The following is a 16,456-nucleotide window of genomic DNA, read 5'->3' as shown; positions in this document are numbered from 1 at the left end:
ATGGTCCTTCCGTGAAGATGGGCTTAGAGGAGTGTCTCGAGGTACTTTTTGCTGATTTTTGCTGCTTCGCGGGGGTCGCCGTCATAGTTGTCGAGCTCTACCATGAGCCAACTGTCGTAGCCGCTTTCCCGGATGGCAGCGATGATGTCCGGGAAATCGAGTTCGCCTTGGCCCAAGGGGAGGAAGTTGAACGGGTCCGCTTGGAAGTCTTTGAGATGGACGTGCTGGATTCTGTCGGGGTACTTCCGGATGACCGCGGCCGGGTCGGCTCCACCTGCTGCGAGGTGGGCGGTGTCAGGACAAAAGCCGATCCGGGTAAGCGGCATGAGCCTGTCCAGCTCGTCCGGACTCTCCACGATGGTGCTGAGGTGCGGGTGGTAGCTCGCAGACAGGCCGAAGCTCTCCGCGATGTCCGCCACGCGGTCCAGAGCGTGGCCGAGGAGGTGGTAGTCCTGGTCGGTGGTTCCTGCAGCCCGCCGTGCACCACCTCCGACCACGAGCCGTTCAGCTCCGTAATTTGCCGCCAGTTCTGCCGCCCTGTGGATTCGGTGCATTTCGTCGGGAAGGATGTCTGCGTAGATAAAGTTGGCGCCCGTGTACACGCTGGTCAGCGCGATGCCGTTGCTGCTGAGGATTTCTTTGAGCTCTTCGGGCTTGTCGGCATATTCGGCCAGGTTGCCGTCGAACATCTCCACGCCCTGATAGCCGACGGCGGCGATGTCGCCCACGGCGTCCCGCATGGATCCGTGGGTCATGTAGAAAAGGTCCTTGACGCTTGTCACGCCTTGGGCGTGGCCGACCACGCCGCCCCAGGTGATGGAACAGTAACCGAGTTTCATGTGAATTTGCCTTTCAGTGCCCATGAATTCTGTGCCGATGATCCCGGCATGTGGTGTGGCGGTCATGGACCGTCACTTCTTCCGGGCGAGGGCGACTGCCAGGATGATGATCGCTCCGCGCACTACTTGCTGCTGGCTGCTGTCGAGCCCCGCCAGGATCAGTCCGTTGTTGATCAGACCGATCAGAAGGGCGCCGAAAAGAGTTCCGATGATGGAGCCGAAACCGCCGAAGAGGCTTGTCCCGCCCAGGATGACTGCAGCGATGGCCGAGAGTTCATCGCCGGCACCCCACTGGAACCGTCCCGACTGGAGGCGGCCGGCGTAGAGCATCCCGGCAACACTGGCAACCATGCCGGAGATCAGCAGCACCTGGAACTTGATGCGTTTGGTGTTGATGCCAGTGAACTCCGAGGCGTTGCGGTTGCCTCCTGTTGCCAGGACCTGCCGCCCGAATTTGGTCCGGTTCAGCACGACGGCGCCAATGGCAACAAAGATGCCGCTCCAGACCACAAGGCCGGGAATGGGGCCGAAGTTGCCGGATCCGAACACTGTGTTGAACGTGTCGTTCAGGATGGGCTGCGGCGCGGAGGCTGTGATCCATTGCGCAACGCCCACGGCAATGCCGAGCATGCCGAGTGTTACGAGGAAGGAGGGGATGCCAAGGAGGCTGACCAGTGCGCCGTTGACCGATCCGACCACGAGGCCCACAGCCAGTCCGGCAAGGATGCCCGGGACCAGGCCCCATTGGGAAAGGGCCATTGCTGTGCAGACGCTGGAGAGGCCGGCCACGGATCCCACGCTCAGGTCGATCTCCGCGCAGGCGATGACGTAGGTCATGCCCACTGCTATGACGGTGATGGTGGCCGTCTGCCGGAAGATGTTCAGCAGGTTGTTCGGCGACAGGAATCCCTGGTCACGAAGCAGGACCGCGAAGATGAGGAAGACGACGACGAAGCCAATGTAAATGACGTAGCGTCGCCAGTCGAGGTCCTTCAGGATGGTGCCGACGTTGCGGGGTGCCCCGGTGTCCCGTGGCGCGATGGTGTTTGTCTTGCTCACTGTTCAGACTCCCTGGACTGCAAGTTGTAGATATTCCTCGTCAGCAATGTCGCTGCGGGGGATGTCGCGGATGATGGAGCCGTCCTTGAGGACGAGGACGCGGTCGCTGACCGCGAGTAGTTCGGGATACTCGGAGGAGATGACGATGATGGCTTTGCCATCGCCCGCCAGCTCGCGGATCATGTCCAGGATTTCGCTCTTGGTACCGATGTCGACGCCGGCCGTCGGCTCATCGAGGATCAGGATGTCCGGATCGGTGCCCAGCCACTTGGCGATGACCACTTTTTGTTGGTTGCCGCCCGAGAGCAGCCGCACGGGGCGGTGCGGGTGGGCGACCTTGACTGCGAATCTCTTGATCAGCGAGGCGGACAACTCGTTGCCTTTGGCGCCATCCAGAAGGGGGCCACGCTGGATGTGCTGCAGGAGCGGGAGGAGCAGGTTGTCCTGGACGGAGTGCTCCAGGACGAGGCCTTGGGCTCTGCGATCCTCCGGGACAAGGGCGATGCCGGCGTTGATTGCCTGCTGCGGAGATGCAAGGGTGACTTTCCTGCCCCGGATAAGTACTTGCCCGCTGTCCAGTTTGTCGATGCCGAAAAGTGCCCGCGCGAGTTCTGTCCGCCCGCTGCCCATGAGTCCGGCCAAACCGAGAATCTCGCCGGGCCGGAGTGCAAACGACACGTCCCGGACCCGGTGTCCCGCGTTGAGTCCGCGAACTTCCAGCAACGGCTCGCTGTCGTGGGCGATGTCATTGCGCGCGCGATAGGAAAGTTGGCCCTCGACCTTCTTGCCAACGATTCCTTCGACAATTTGTTCGGGAGTGACGTCGGTCAGCGGTTCGGTGAGGAGGTGCTTTCCATCGCGGAGGATGGTGATCCGGTCTGCGAGCCTGTATACCTCGTCCATGCGGTGGGAGATGTAGATGATCGAGATTCCGCGCTGCTTGAGACGGTCTATCAGTTCGAAGAGCGCTTCGGACTCGTGCCGGGCCAAACTTGCCGTGGGCTCATCCATGATCAGCACTTGGGCGTTCTGCGCCAGGGCCTTGGCGATCTCGGTCAGCTGCCAATAGGCGGTGCCCAACCGCGAGACTTCGGCACCGGCGTCGACGTCCACCTCCATCTCGGCAAAAACTTCCTTGGCCCGCCGCACCGCGGCGCGGTCATCGATCAGTCCGCCCCGGCCGAGCGGCTCAGCGCCGAGGAAGATGTTCTGCGCAACGGTCAGGCTGGGTACGAGGCTGAATTCCTGGAAGACCATCCCGATTCCGGCGGACTTCGCGTCCTGGATTGAGTTGATGGCGGCCGGGTTGCCACCGATCAGGATTTCGCCGGTGTCTGCCTGGTAGACGCCCTGGAGGATCTTCATGAGCGTGGACTTGCCGGCCCCGTTGCCGCCGGCCAGTGCGTGGACCTCGCCTTTCCGGACATCGAAACCGACATCCTTCAGAACGGGTACGCCGTTGAAGGCCTTGGATATCGAGCGCATTTCGACGACATTGTCTGCGGTGTTCATTTCCCGCCCTTTCGGCGCGGTGCGGGGGTGCATTCCCCCGCACCGTCGGATGGCTACTTCTTGTAGGAGTCCTGAATGTCCTTGGGAGCGTCCTCGTGGTAAACCTGCTTCCAGGCATCAAGGACGTTTGAGTGGTCAACAGGAAGGGCGCTCAGGGCCACGTATGGAGGTGCCTGCTTGCCGATAAGTGCCCCGGCAGCGAGCCGGGCTTCGGTGACGCCCTGGTCGAACGGAACCTGGGCACCAAGACCGACGACGAGTTCGTCCTTGGCCAGGGCGATGGCCACGTTCTTCCCCAGGTCCTCCGTAGCGATTTTCAAATCCTGCCGGCCGGCGGCGCGGGCGGCCGCCATGACGCCTTCGGCAGGAACGTCCCACACGGCCCAGATACCGGACAGGTCGGGGTACTTGCTGATCATGGCGTTGGCTGCAGCCTGCGCGTCGCCAGCGAAGTCCGGGCCTGCGATGCCCTTTTCCTCCACGATCTGGATTTCCGGGTATTCCTTGGTGATGGTGTCCTTGAATCCCTCATGGCGCTGTTTGGTCACGAAGAAGTCGGCCTGGTGGAACACAAGGCCAACCTTGCCCTTGCCGCCGAGGGCTTTGGCCATTTGGTGGGCGGAAACCACACCGTTGCCGTAATTGTCAGCTGAAACAACCGAAACGTAGTCCGTGCCCGGAGTAAGCCCCTGGGGGACGTTGTCCATGAAGACGAGTTTTGTGCCGGAAGCTGCGGCCTTCTTGTATGCGGAGGCCGTGGCTACAGGGTCTGTGGGGATGGAGACAATCACATCCGGGTCCTGCGTCATGACGGTCTCGATGTCCGAAACCTGCTTGTCCGGCTTAAAGTTCGCGTCCGTTGTGGCGATGACCTTGATGCCGAGCTTTTCAAATTCACTCTTGAGCCCGTTGACCTGCGCCGTTGCCCAGTCGTTGCCACCGTAGTGCATCACGATTGCAGCCTTGGCGTTGAGTGCCTTGACCTTGTCGATCTCCTCCGGCGTCAGATCTGCCACGGATGCCGGTGAGGGGGTCTCTCCGTTGGGTCCCTTGCTCAGGACCTGGCCTTTGATCTTGTCAAGAGCCAGCTGGGCCTTTTCGGACACGCCGGCATCCGGCGCATTCGATGTGCCCGCTGCCGAACTGCTGCACGAGGCTACGGATAGTGACAGGGCAGCGGCCAAAGCCACGAGGGGAAGCCTGCGGATCATCATTGTTCTCCAGTGCTTTTTGAGTGGATGTATGGGTGGTTCGGGTGTCGTGGGGCGGTCGGTGGGGACCAGCCCGCCTGGAACCGGTGAAAGGACAGGTCTTCCTCGGCTGAACCGTCGATGGTGGACGCCGAAGAGCCTGGGGAGAGGCCCGCTTCATCCTTGGTGAATCTGGGCCGTAATCGCTTACGAGGAAGTCCGTGAACGTTTACGGAACCGATCGTAAACGTTTACGGTAGAAAGTGTCAAACATCACGCCATGTCCGGTTTCAGGACACCGGACAGGGCGTGCGGACGTAGTATTGGTACGCATCGGCCCGGTTGGCCGCTGTGGGGACAGGAGAGAGCGTGTCAGGCATAACGGTTCCACGTGGAGCGAACGGACATACGGGTCCCACGTTGCGGCGAAAGCCGACGATCAACGACGTGGCGGAGGTCGCCGGCGTGTCCTTCGGCACCGTCTCCCGGGTCCTGAACAACGCCCCCGATGTCAGTGCGGCCACTCGCGAACGCGTGCTGCAAGCCATCAAGGACATTGGCTATCGCAGGAACCGGGCAGCCACCGCCCTGGTCACCAACCGCTCCACGTCCATCGGCCTGCTCTCTGACGGGTCCCCGCGATTCGGCCCGGTGGGCACACTCATGGCCCTGGAAAACGTAGCGCGGAAGAAGGGCTACGCCACCACAGTCATCAGTGTTGAGAAACCCTATGACCAGTCCGTGCAGGCGGCCTTGGACACCCTGGACGACACTGGCGTTGGGGGAATCATCGTCGTCGCACCGTTGGTCGACATGGCATCGGCCGTATGGAATGCCTCATGCCGGGTGCCTGTCGAGATGATCGCGGCAGGAGCATCATCAACTCCGAAAGTCTTCACTTACTCGGAGAACCAGGAACTCGGAGCCCGGCTCGCCACCCAGCACCTCATCGACCTGGGCCACACCGATATCGCGCACTTCGCAGGCTCCATGGATTGGTTTGACGGGCGTGTGCGCAAGCGCGGCTGGGAGGCCGCGCTGGGTGACGCCGGACTTCCGCCAGGTCTCTGCGTGGAGGGGGATTGGAGTCCTCGCTGGGCCTATGAAACCGGCCTCCGGCTTGTCCGGGAGGGGAAGGTGCCCCAGGCGGTCTTCGCAGCGAGCGACCACACTGCCCTCGGACTCATACGCGCGTTCACCGAAAATGGTATCCGCGTCCCGGAGGATGTGAGCGTGGTGGGCTTCGACGACATTGAAGGTTCAGACTATTTCCTGCCTCCCCTGACCACTGTGCGCCAGGACTTCACAGCCCTGGCGCTCATGAGTATGGAAGTCCTCCTGGGCGCTATGGAGGGGCGGGAGGTTGACCGCACCCCGATCGCGCCAACCCTTGTAGTGCGCGAAAGTTCTATCCGTGCAACAAGCCCTTCACAAAAAGACACCTAGCGTGTGGTCTGCGGAAACAGCGTCAGCGTGCGTGCTCCTTCCGTATGGACCTGAGCACCACGACGGCGAGGCCGCCGGCCGCCAGGGCCCACGGGGCTCCGACGACGACGGGATCGATCCACTGATGGCCAAGGTCGGCGCGCTTTTTTCCGAATCGTGAGCCCATGCCATGGCGGGAGAACTCACTGAGCACCCCTGTCTCGGTAATCGGGTTGTCCGGGCGGAGAGTCGCAAAGGAGCGGAGGTGGTGTTCCCAAGCGTCCACCCGGTCTGCGGCGACGAGCAACAGCCAATGGGCGGCACGGCCTTCGCTGTACTTGTAGGCGTATCTCCGGATAATCCCTGAGGCGCCTTTCAGCGGGGTGGAGGTCCCAAAAACGGGCGTTACGAACGCGTGCTCGACGGACCGCTCCCGCGGCCACTTTTCTTCCTGGCGTTCAGGAAAGTCCCAATGCGCGCCGGTCTCGATGCCGGGTTGCTCGCGGGGGTGGGCAGGCCTGTCCTTCGGGTCGAGGTCCGCGCCCCATCCAGGGATGCGGGCCCGCAAAGTCTCTGTGGACTCCTTCAGGGCAGGCTTGCCGGCAGTATACGGTGTGGGTAGCTCAGCCATGATGGTCTTCCTTTCCGGTCACGCCGGGTGTGGAACAACGAGGGGCTTGATGCAGTCATCGAGCTTGGCGGAGAAGATGTGATAACCCTCCGCGATGTGCTCAAGCGGGATGCGGTGGGTGACGATGTCGCTGGGTTTCAGGTAGCCGTTCCGGATGTGTTCGAGCAGCCGGGGCCACTGCCTCTTGACCGGGCACTGGTTCATCCGCAGTGTGAGGCCCTTGTTCATGGCATCGCCAAATTTCACTGCACTGAAGATGGGCCCATACGCGCCCACCACCGAAACCGTGCCCCCTTTGCGGACGGAGTCGATGGCCCAGTTCAGGGCGACCGGGGAACCGCCTTGCAGCTTCAGTTTTGCGGAAGATACGTGCTGGAGGAAGTTGCCATCCGCTTCGGCGCCCACGGCGTCAATTACGACGTCGGCCCCCAGATAGTCGGTTTCCTTCTTCAGGTGCACCACGATGTCCTCGTACTCAACAAAGTTGCAGGTTTCGGCGTGTGCGAACGTACGGGCCTTGGCAAGCCGGTACTCCAGGTGGTCGATCACGATCACCCGTCCGGCGCCCATCAGCCAAGCCGACTTGGCGGCGAACAGGCCCACGGGACCGGCACCGAACACCACAACAGTGTCGCCTTCAGCGATGTCGCCCAGCTGGGCGCCGAAGTAGCCGGTAGGCAGTGCGTCGGTGAGCAGCACCGCGTCCTCCTCGTCCAGCCAGTCCGGAATCAAACCCGGCCCGACGTCGGCGAAAGGTACGCGCACAAACTCGGCCTGGCCGCCGTCGTACCCGCCGCACGTGTGCGAGTAGCCGTAGATGCCGCCTACGGCCGTCGCGTTCGGATTGACGTTGTGGCAGTTCGAGTACAGGCCACGGGAGCAGAAGTAGCACGATCCGCAGTACACGTTGAAGGGAACCATCACCCGGTCTCCGGGCTTGAGCCGCTGAACCGACGGACCGACCTGCTCCACCACGCCCACGAACTCGTGCCCGAACGTCATGCCCACCCTGGTGTCCGGCATCATGCCGTGGTAGAGGTGCAGGTCGGATCCGCAGATGGCTGCCGACGTCACCCGCACGATCGCATCATTGGGATGCTCGATGGGAGGGATGTCCTTTTCTTCAACGCGGATCTTGTAGGGCCCGCGATACACCATTGACCGCATCAGTACCGCCTCCGGAAACTTATTGGTTCGGACATATCAGGGCCCTCTCAGACACCGGCGGGGTGGAGGACTACCTTGGTCCAGCCGTCTTCGCGGCTGTCGAAATTCCTGTAGCCGTCCGGTGCCTGGTCCAGCGTCAGTTCGTGGCTGACCAGGAAGGAGGGGGTGGCCTTTCCACCGGCAATGAGGTCGCGGAGTGCCCTGTTGTATTTCTTGACCGGGCATTGTCCAGAGCCCATGGTCTGTCCCTTGAACCAGTAGTTTCCGTAGTCGAAGGCCACTTGGCCCTCCTTGGCAAGTTCGTCCGGGGCTCCGGGGCTCCGGGGTCCTGGGGCAGGAACACGCCCACCACGCCCAGGCCTCCGACGAACCGGACGGAGTCCACGAGCCGGTTCAAAGTCATGTTGGCGTGCTCATTGCCGTCCGTATCGTGCGCCTGGTATCCGACGCATTCGCAGCCCCTGTCCGCCCCGAATCCCATGGTCTGGTCTTTGACGAACTCGACGGGGTCCACTTTGGAATCGTCTACCGGGATGGCGCCGATCTGTTCGGCCAGTTTCAGGCGGTCGCTGTGGCGGTCCACGACCATGACTTTGCCGGCGCCCTTGATGATGGCCGAGTAGGCCGCCATGAGTCCCACCGGTCCTGCGCCGTAGATGACCACGGAGTCCCCGGGGTACACGCCGGCCAGTTCCGTGGCATGCCATCCCGTGGGGAAGATATCGGCGACCATTACGTAGTCGAGCTCCTTCTCCTCGGCGTCCTCGCCCAGGCGCAGGCAGTTGAAATCGCCATAGGGCACACGCAGGTATTCGGCCTGGCCGCCTTGGTAGGGACCCATGTCTGCAAAGCCGTAGGCTGCCCCGGCGAGCTTTGGTTCCGGCTGCATGGTCAGGCAGTAGTTGGTGAAGCCACGTTCACAGTTTTTACAGAATCCGCAGGCGATGTTGAACGGCAGCACGACTCGTTCGCCCACCTTGACTTTGCTCACGGCGGGGCCCACCTCAATGACCTCGCCGAGATTCTCATGCCCGAAGGTGCGCCCGGGTTCGAAGCTTGTGCGGCCCTCGTACATGTGGAGGTCCGAGCCGCAAATATTGGTGGACGTGATCCGTACCAGAACATCGGCTGGATGCTCGATTTTGGCATCCGGTACGTCCTCGACACTGACGTCGTTTGGTCCTTTGTAAACTACAGCCTTCATTTTCCGCTCTTTTCTTCTGCCCATGCCGATTCGACCAAGTCGTGGTGGCTTCCGGGGGCACAGGCGCAGTAGACCGCGGGGCCGGGGCCGGAGTGGTGGCGCAAGTGGTCACGCAATACGCGTGGTGAATCAGCGAGGAAATGGGGAATTATGGATTGTGGCCCTTGTGTCCACCCGAAGGTTTGAGGGCCCAAGGCTTCCAGCCGGGAGGCTGTCCGGGGACTGCGCAGCCGGTCCGTCCGCCGACGTGAATCTGGTTGCAGCCCCAATACTAAGCACGCTTATCATCGGTGTCGAGGGGTAATCCGAAATAGATTCCGACCGAATGCGCCCATCAAAAAAGGAACCCCCGGAAATCAATGATTTCCGGGGGTTCTTTACCGAGCTTCCTATCAGAATCGAACTGATGACCTTTTCATTACGAGTGAAACGCTCTACCGACTGAGCTAAGGAAGCACCGCGTTCATCCCCGGTTTCCCGGGCGATCACGCAAGACATAACTGTAATAGAGGCACCGCACCCGGGTCAAAACGAGCGGAGGGGCGGCCGTTGCGGGGATGTTCACCCGGGCGTTGGGCCGGGTTCAGGCGACCGTTTCCCGGTCCCCGGAAGCTGGGGAATCAACTGCGGCGGGCCCACCCACCGCGAGATACTGCCTAAGGAGCCGCTCAATGACCGGGGACGCACTGACCAGGGACGCCAACCACACACCCAACCGGCTGCGGCTGGCAGTCGTGGACATGGTGGGAACCACCATCACCGATGATGGCCGGACCGAACGGGCCATGTCCCGGGCTCTTCTGGAACATGGGATCGAGCCAGGCAGCGGCCGGTTCGAAAGCATGCTCGGCTATGCCCGGGACACCATGGGCTTTTCAAAGATGACCGTTTTCGGCCATCTCTTCGAGGACCCTGCCGTGGCCGCAAGCGCGAACAAGGTTTTTGAGCAGGCCTACGACGACATGATTGCCGACGGCGGTGTCCACGCCATTCCCGGGGCTGAGGATGCCATTCTTTGGATGCGCGAGTCCGGGATGCAGGTCTGCCTGGCCACCGGGTTCGGACGCCACACCCAGAACATGGTGCTCGAATCGTTGGGGTGGATGGGCCTGGCCGATCTCAGTCTGTGCCCGGCGGATGCCGGACGCGGACGACCCTACCCGGACATGATCCTTACCGCAGTGCTCGCACTGGACCTTGATGACGTGCGTGAAGTCGCCGTGGTGGGCGACACCAGCTCCGACATGCTCTCGGGTGTCCGTTCGGGCGCGTCACTCGTCGCAGGCGTGCTGACCGGCTCACACTCAGAGGCGACCCTGCGTGCGGCCGGCGCCACCGTCGTCGTCGAGTCCATCAAGGAGCTCCCGCTCCTGGTGGAGAAGCGCGAAGCCGGGCGCCTTTAGCAGGCGCTGGCACATTTAGCAGGTGAGGCCGTCCTGCGGCAGCTTTCCGTCAACAAAGTAGTCGTCGACGGCGGAGCTGACGCACGAGTTCGAGCGGCCGTAGGCGGTGTGCCCCTCGCCTTGCCACGTCACCAGGGAAGCGTTCTCGAGCTGTTTACGCAGCGACTGCGACCATTCCAAGGGAGTGGCGGGGTCTCCGGTAGTGCCAACCACCACGATGGGGGCTTCACCGCTGTATTTGACGGGCGCCGGTGTCCGGGTGTTGGGGTAAGGCCAGTCCTTGCAGTTCACCCCGCCGTAGGCAAAGAATGCGCCGAACGTGGGGGAGTCCTGGATGAGCCGGGCCTCCTCCGCGCGCATGCCTGCGGTGTCCATGACCATGGGGTAGTCCAGGCAGTTGATCGCCTGGAAAGCGAAAGCGGAGTTGGAGCTGTAGGTACCGTTTGGTTCGCGGTCCGCGCCAAGATCGGCGAGGCGCATCATCTGCGAAACGTCGCCGGAGAAGGCGCTGTCCAGGGCCTGGGTCAGTGCAGGCCAGCTCTGGTCGTTGTAGAGCGGCAGGATGAGGCCGTTGACGAAGTCGTTGCCGGTGACCAATCGGCCGTCCTTGGCGGTTTGCGGATTCTCGTCCACAGCGCTGATGAGGTCCCTGATTTCCTGCACACCGTTTTCCACTGACCCGCTCATCGGACACTGGTTCTGCTTCTGGCAGCTGGCCACGTAGGTGTGGATTGCCTTTTCGAAGGCCTTGGCCTGGCCTGCGGTCAGCTCCTCGTTGCTGATGGATGGGTCCACGGCTCCGTCGAGAACCAGGTGGCCCACGTTGTCCGGGAAGAGGGAGGCATAGGTTGAGCCAAGGAACGTACCGTAGGAAAAGCCCAGGTAGTTGAGCTTGGCGTCGTTCACCACTGCGCGCAGGATGTCCAGGTCCTTGGCCGCACTGACGGTGTCAATGTGTCCCAGGACGGGGCCTGTCTGCTGGGCGCACTGTTCGGCAAAGGACTTGTTGAACGCTATGGCGGCTGCCAGGCCTTCATCGGTGTTCTTGCGGAATACCTTTTCCCTGGCGGCATCACGCTCGGCGTCCGTCATGCATTTGACCGGCGCGGAGTCTTTCACGCCACGGGGGTCGAAGCCTACGACGTCGTAGTTCGCCCGAAGTTTCTCCGTGAAGTGCGTGGTGCCCGCATCCTTGATGAAGTCCACGCCCGAGCCTCCAGGACCCCCGGGGTTGACCAGGATGGATCCCTTTTTGTCTCCGGTGCTGGGCAGCTTGATCGCGGCGAGGGTGATTTCCTCCGAACCCGGCTGCGCGTAGTCCATGGGGACCCGGACCTTGCCGCATTGAAGACCGTCCCCGCAGGAGCTCCATTCCACGGACTGCGAGTAAAACTTCTCCAGGCCCTTGGGAGCCGAGGCCGCGATGGACGGATCCACCGTGCTGGTGGAGGGCTTCGCCGTGGGCGCCGGCAGGAAAGGCACGGTGCAGGCGCTCAGGACCAGCAACGACGCCAAAGCTACGCACATTGCTGCGAACCCGCGGCTGCGGATTCCACGCCGTGCAGCCCCCCGACGGACAGCACCACCCGCAGGAAGCTGGGCAGACCGGTCCCGTGAAGGGTTACCGGCGGGCCGGCGTGGTGCGGACGTCATGCGTTCTCCTATTGCTGGATGAGGCTGGTTGCCATGGACTCGACCGCCAACAGCGGCGCCACGTTGGTGGTGGTGATACGGACCCGGGCTTTGTTGATGGCATCCATCCGGGCGAGGATGGTTTCGGGCGTTGACCTGCCGGCGTATTCTTCCAGCTCGCCCTTCAGCTCAACGTTGACCAGTTCAACGGCGTTCCCCAACTGGATGATCAGCACGTCCCGGTAAAAGGACAACAGATCAGTCAGGGTGCGGTCCAGGGAGTCCGTGATGGAGCGTTTGGCGCGGCGCTTCTGGTCATCCTCAAGCTGCTTGACTTGGCTGCGCATGGAGGGAGGCAGAGTCCCCGACTCGGGGGCGCCAAGACTGGCAAGCAGCGCGATCTTCTCAGCGGCGTCCCGTTCGTCGTTGGAACTGTTGGCTTCCTCCGTGGCTATTTTGACCAGCTTTTCGGCCATCATCACAGCGGCCGTCACACCCCGCAGGCCCAAGGGGATCCGCACGGTCTCCAGCCGACGCTCCCGGGCATCCGCATCGCGGGCCAGACGCCGGGCAATGCCGATGTGGCTCTGGGCTGCACGAGCCGCCCGCTCCGCAAGCTGGCGATCGACGCCGTCGCGCCTCACCAAAAGGTCAGCGACGTCGGCAGCCGGCGGAAGCCGCAGGCTCACCGGGCGGCAGCGCGAACGGATGGTGACCAGGACGTCCGCAGGCGAAGGGGCGCACAGCATCCAGATGGTGCGCGGGGTTGGTTCTTCGATGGCCTTCAACAGCACGTTGGTGGTGCGCTCGGCCATGCGGTCCGCGTCCTCCACCACGATGATCCGCCAACGGCCCGTGGCCGGCCGGTCTCCTGCCTTGGAAACAAGCTCGCGGGCTTCATCGATGGTGATGGTGACTTTTTCCGTCCGCACGAAGGTCACATCTGAGTGGGTTTCGCCGAGGATGGTGTGGCAAGCCGCGCAGACCCCGCAGCCACGCTGGGTGACATCGTCCTGCTCACAGTTCAGTGCAGCGGCGAATGCTTTGGCCGCATTTGAACGGCCGGAGCCCGGGGGACCGGTGAAGAGCCACGCATGGGTGAGGCCGGTCTCGCCCTGCGCCGCCTGTTTCAGTTGCGCGACAACCGGGGCCTGCCCCTGGAGATCGTCCCAGACGCTCACAGGCGTGGGCCGGAAACTCGGTCACCCAACAGTGACTCCACGCGCTCCAGGATCCGGGCAGCCAATGCCTCGATCTCCTCGCCCGCGGGCAGGACGAGGTAGCTCGAGGGGGCGGCCTCGGCCAGGTCCAGGAAAGCGTGGCGAATGGCTGAATGGAACTCGTCGGGCTCCGATTCCAACCGATCCTCGGCCGCGTCTCCAGCGGTGCGTCGCTGGCGGCCGTGGGCAGGATCGACGTCGAGCAACACCGTCAGATGCGGATGGAGGCCTTCGGTGGCCCATTCATTAAGGGACAGCACGCCTTCAGCGCCCAGGCCGCGGCCAACACCCTGATAAGCCACAGAGGAATCAACGTAGCGGTCCGTGATGACCACCGTTCCCTGAGCCAGTGCAGGGCGGATGACTTGGTGCGCGTGGGCTGCACGGGCAGCGGCGAACATCAGGGCTTCGGTGCGGGCATCGATGGTGCCGTGCCCGTGGTCCAGCACCAGGGAGCGCAGTTTCTCGCCAATGGGGGTGCCACCCGGTTCACGGGTGCGCAGTACGGTAAGTCCCCGGGATTCGAGGGCGTCGGAGAGCCGGGCAGCCTGTGTGGACTTGCCCGCTCCGTCCCCGCCTTCGAACGCGATGAAAAGACCTGTGCTCTGAATACTCACGCGTCTAGCCTACCGAGCTTCCCTGACAGCAAAGGCGCGTAATGCCTTTCATCCACAGCAATGCCCGCGACTACGCTGAAAGCATGAGCCTTTCAGATCAGCACGCCGCCGGATTGTCGCCTGAAACCGTTGTGGTTGCTGCCGGTCGTCCTGAACGCGCCCACGATGAACCGGTGAATCCGCCCATCGTCCTGTCCTCCACATACTTCGGCACAGGCAGCCTGGGCGACGGCGACCGGGGCTACGGGCGCTACGCCAACCCCACCTGGGACCCCTTCGAGGAAGCGTTGGCCACACTGGAAGGGGCCACGCTTCCCGGACTGCTCTACGCTTCCGGGCTGGCCGCGGTCAGTTCGGCCCTCTCCTTGGTTCCCGCCGGGGGAGTGGTGGTGATGCCGTCCCACAGCTACGCAGGTTCGCTCGTGATGGCCACGGAACTGGCGGAGAAGGGCTTCCTGGAACTCCGCACCGTGGACATCACGGACACAGAAACCGTGAAGGCCCTGATCAGCCCCGAGGACGGCAAAAAGGCAGACCTGCTCTGGCTGGAAAGCCCCACCAACCCCATGCTTGGAATCGCTGACATCCGCACTCTCACGGACGCCGCCCACGCCGTGGGCGCTCTGGTGGTCACGGACAATACTTTCTCCACGCCCCTGGTGCAGCAGCCCCTCAGCCTGGGCTCCGACGTCGTGCTTCACTCGGTGACCAAATACCTGTCCGGGCATTCGGACGTCGTCCTCGGGGCTTTGGTGACCTCCAACCCGGAGCTGCGTGCCACGCTTCTTCACCACCGCATCATCCACGGCGGTATCGCCGGGCCGTTCGAGGCGTGGCTGGCTCTGCGCGGCCTGCGCACCCTGGCGTTGCGGATCGAGCGCTCGCAGGCCTCCGCGGCCACGCTCGCCGAAAGGCTCAGCACCCACCCACGAGTGGAAGCCATCCGGTTCCCTGGCCTCCCCAAGGACCCCGGCCACGAGCGGGCGAAGCAGCAGATGAAGGGCTTCGGTTCCATCCTGTGCATCCAGATTGCAGGGGACAACCAGCGCAGCGGCGCCGAAGCCGCGGACGAACTGGTCCGCGCGTTGCAGCTCTGGCTCCCGGCAACATCACTGGGCGGGGTTGAGTCGCTGATTGAACGACGACGCCGGCACACGGCCGAGCCGCTCAGCGTTCCGGAGAACCTGGTCCGCTTGAGCGTCGGAATTGAGAACGTGGAAGACCTCTGGTCCGACCTTGAGCAAGCACTGAAGGCGTTGGACAGCTAGGCTGGAGGACGTGGACGGAAAAATCTTGATCGCGTACGTCACCGCCGGGGTCTATCTCATCCTGGGGCTGGTGGCCCTTGCCTTGGAACTGTGGGCTTTCGTTGATTGCCTGCGCCACCGGCCCACCCTGTTTGTGGCCGCTTCCAAGCGGACCAAGACTTTCTGGCTGGCCCTCACCGGCGTGGCACTGCTGATTGGTGGCCTGACCCTGCTTACCGGCGGCGGCAGCCTTGGCCTTTTCGGCATCGCTGCAGTCACAGCGTCCTGCGTCTACCTCGCCGATGTCCGTCCGGCAGTACGCGAGGCTGGCAGCGGCGGAAACCGCAACGTCGGCCCGTACGGACCCTGGTAAACCGTACGGACCCTGGTAAACGCTAAGGACCCGGGTAAACCGTACAGACCCTGGTAGACCCCGCCGCCGCGTTATCAGCGGTGTCCGGGCGCTACAGCGTCCCACGCCACCGTCACTTCACCAAGACGCCACCGCGAGGGTCCATCCTGAAGCGGCCACCCGGCGTCGCGCAGTGAACGGCACATTCCTGTCCAGCGCTGCCTGTTGCCGAACGACGCCAACGGCGCCGCCTCCAGCCAGGCCTTGTCCATTGCCTGCAGGAACGCGTGGATCGGCTCTCCCGGCACATTGCGGTGAATGAGTGCCTTGGGCAGCCGCTCGGCAACCTCGGACGGCAGCTCGAAACTTCCGAACCGGACAGAAAAACTCAGGCTCAGCGGACGTTCCGGATCCAGGGCCACCCACGTGACGCGCCGGCCTATTTCGTCGCAGGTGCCGTCAATGAAGAGTCCGTTCGGCGCCAGCCGGGACTGCACCAGGGACCAGATTGCGGGCACGTCCTGCTCCTCATACTGACGGAGCACATTGAATGCCCGGACCAGTACGGGATTGCCCGGGACCGGTACCTCGAAGCCGCCCACCGAGAAGCTCAGCCCTGGCCTTTCCAACGCCTTGGCGGTGCGGACACGCTCCGGCTCAATCTCGATTCCGCGGACCTGTACGTCCGGGCGGACGGCCTGCAGCCGTTCGAAAAGTTCAACGGCGGTGGCCGGCGAGGCGCCATACCCAAGGTCCACTACCAAAGGCTCGACGGCGGTGCGCAGCCTCCAGGCCTGGGGGCCGGCCAGCCAGCGGTCCAGCCGCCGCATCCGGTTGGGGTTGGTGGTGCCACGGGTAATATTGCCGATCGGTTTGCGTAGCGGGTTGCCGCCCCGACTGCGGGGAGAGCCCACCCGTTCCGCCTTTTGCACCACGGCCCCACTTTATCCTGCAACGC

Annotated in this window: 15 protein-coding genes and 1 tRNA gene; 4 read left to right on the top strand and 12 right to left on the bottom strand. The window is 63.2% G+C overall.

Annotation, left to right across the window (positions count from 1 at the left end; all coding sequences use genetic code 11):
- Positions 1–23: 23 nt before the first annotated feature.
- From IEY62_RS14570 to IEY62_RS14555, 4 genes are all read right to left on the bottom strand, one after another.
- Positions 24–839, bottom strand: a complete 816-nt coding sequence (locus IEY62_RS14570) for a sugar phosphate isomerase/epimerase family protein (RefSeq protein WP_189019502.1) — start codon at positions 837–839, stop codon at positions 24–26.
- 72 nt (positions 840–911) lie between these two features.
- A complete protein-coding gene (locus IEY62_RS14565) occupies positions 912–1,898 on the bottom strand; it encodes an ABC transporter permease (RefSeq protein ID WP_189019066.1) in 987 nt (328 codons plus the stop codon).
- Positions 1,899–1,901: 3 nt separating this feature from the next.
- Positions 1,902–3,410 carry a sugar ABC transporter ATP-binding protein gene (locus IEY62_RS14560; RefSeq protein ID WP_189019064.1) on the bottom strand — a complete coding sequence of 503 codons (1,509 nt, stop codon included), beginning with the start codon at positions 3,408–3,410 and terminating at the stop codon, positions 1,902–1,904.
- Positions 3,411–3,463: 53 nt separating this feature from the next.
- On the bottom strand, positions 3,464–4,624 hold the full coding sequence (locus IEY62_RS14555; protein WP_189019062.1) for a substrate-binding domain-containing protein: 1,161 nt from the start codon (positions 4,622–4,624) through the stop codon (positions 3,464–3,466).
- 345 nt (positions 4,625–4,969) lie between these two features.
- On the opposite strand from IEY62_RS14555, the gene IEY62_RS14550 reads away from it, so the two are divergent.
- A complete protein-coding gene (locus IEY62_RS14550; RefSeq protein WP_189019060.1) occupies positions 4,970–6,046 on the top strand; it encodes a LacI family DNA-binding transcriptional regulator in 1,077 nt (358 codons plus the stop codon).
- Between the two features lie 22 nt (positions 6,047–6,068).
- Here IEY62_RS14550 and IEY62_RS14545 read toward each other — a convergent pair whose 3' ends face one another.
- The 4 genes from IEY62_RS14545 to IEY62_RS14530 all read right to left on the bottom strand — a co-directional run bounded on the left by IEY62_RS14545 (position 6,069) and on the right by IEY62_RS14530 (position 9,483).
- On the bottom strand, positions 6,069–6,656 hold the full coding sequence (locus tag IEY62_RS14545; protein WP_189019057.1) for a hypothetical protein: 588 nt from the start codon (positions 6,654–6,656) through the stop codon (positions 6,069–6,071).
- Positions 6,657–6,674: 18 nt separating this feature from the next.
- Entirely contained in the window at positions 6,675–7,823 is a 1,149-nt protein-coding gene (locus IEY62_RS14540; protein WP_189019055.1) for a zinc-dependent alcohol dehydrogenase, read from the bottom strand.
- 136 nt (positions 7,824–7,959) lie between these two features.
- The gene (locus IEY62_RS14535; RefSeq protein ID WP_229785328.1) at positions 7,960–9,027 is read right to left on the bottom strand and encodes a glutathione-independent formaldehyde dehydrogenase; all 1,068 of its coding nucleotides are present in this window, start codon (positions 9,025–9,027) and stop codon (positions 7,960–7,962) included.
- Positions 9,028–9,410: 383 nt separating this feature from the next.
- Positions 9,411–9,483 (bottom strand) — tRNA-Thr (locus IEY62_RS14530).
- A 215-nt stretch (positions 9,484–9,698) separates the two neighbouring features.
- Between IEY62_RS14530 and IEY62_RS14525 the strand changes: the two genes are divergently transcribed.
- Positions 9,699–10,430: an HAD family hydrolase gene (locus tag IEY62_RS14525; RefSeq protein ID WP_189019054.1), complete on the top strand. Its 732-nt coding sequence runs from the start codon at positions 9,699–9,701 to the stop codon at positions 10,428–10,430.
- A gap of 15 nt (positions 10,431–10,445) precedes the next feature.
- On the opposite strand, the gene IEY62_RS14520 is transcribed toward IEY62_RS14525, so the two are convergent.
- The 3 genes from IEY62_RS14520 to tmk are packed head-to-tail and all read right to left on the bottom strand — an operon-like array spanning position 10,446 to position 13,899.
- A complete protein-coding gene (locus IEY62_RS14520; protein ID WP_189019052.1) occupies positions 10,446–12,083 on the bottom strand; it encodes an alpha/beta hydrolase in 1,638 nt (545 codons plus the stop codon).
- A gap of 8 nt (positions 12,084–12,091) precedes the next feature.
- Positions 12,092–13,243 (bottom strand): DNA polymerase III subunit delta', encoded by a 1,152-nt coding sequence (locus tag IEY62_RS14515; RefSeq protein ID WP_189019050.1) that lies wholly within the window; start codon positions 13,241–13,243, stop codon positions 12,092–12,094.
- A complete protein-coding gene (gene tmk / locus IEY62_RS14510; protein WP_189019048.1) occupies positions 13,240–13,899 on the bottom strand; it encodes a dTMP kinase in 660 nt (219 codons plus the stop codon). The genes IEY62_RS14515 and tmk overlap by 4 nt, the downstream gene beginning before the upstream one ends.
- Positions 13,900–13,982: 83 nt before the next feature.
- Here tmk and IEY62_RS14505 point away from each other — a divergent pair, with 83 nt between their 5' ends.
- Together IEY62_RS14505 and IEY62_RS14500 are read left to right on the top strand one after the other, a co-directional pair.
- Entirely contained in the window at positions 13,983–15,167 is a 1,185-nt protein-coding gene (locus IEY62_RS14505) for a trans-sulfuration enzyme family protein (RefSeq protein ID WP_189019046.1), read from the top strand.
- A 10-nt stretch (positions 15,168–15,177) separates the two neighbouring features.
- Entirely contained in the window at positions 15,178–15,519 is a 342-nt protein-coding gene (locus IEY62_RS14500; protein ID WP_189019044.1) for a DUF2516 family protein, read from the top strand.
- A gap of 74 nt (positions 15,520–15,593) precedes the next feature.
- Here the strand turns inward: IEY62_RS14500 and IEY62_RS14495 are convergent, their stop codons facing one another.
- Positions 15,594–16,433 (bottom strand): class I SAM-dependent methyltransferase, encoded by an 840-nt coding sequence (locus IEY62_RS14495; protein WP_189019043.1) that lies wholly within the window; start codon positions 16,431–16,433, stop codon positions 15,594–15,596.
- Positions 16,434–16,456: the final 23 nt, after the last annotated feature.

The organism is Paenarthrobacter histidinolovorans, assembly GCF_014647595.1.
Lineage (GTDB): Bacteria > Actinomycetota > Actinomycetes > Actinomycetales > Micrococcaceae > Arthrobacter > Arthrobacter histidinolovorans.
This window is presented reverse-complemented; position numbering and strand designations above follow the sequence as displayed.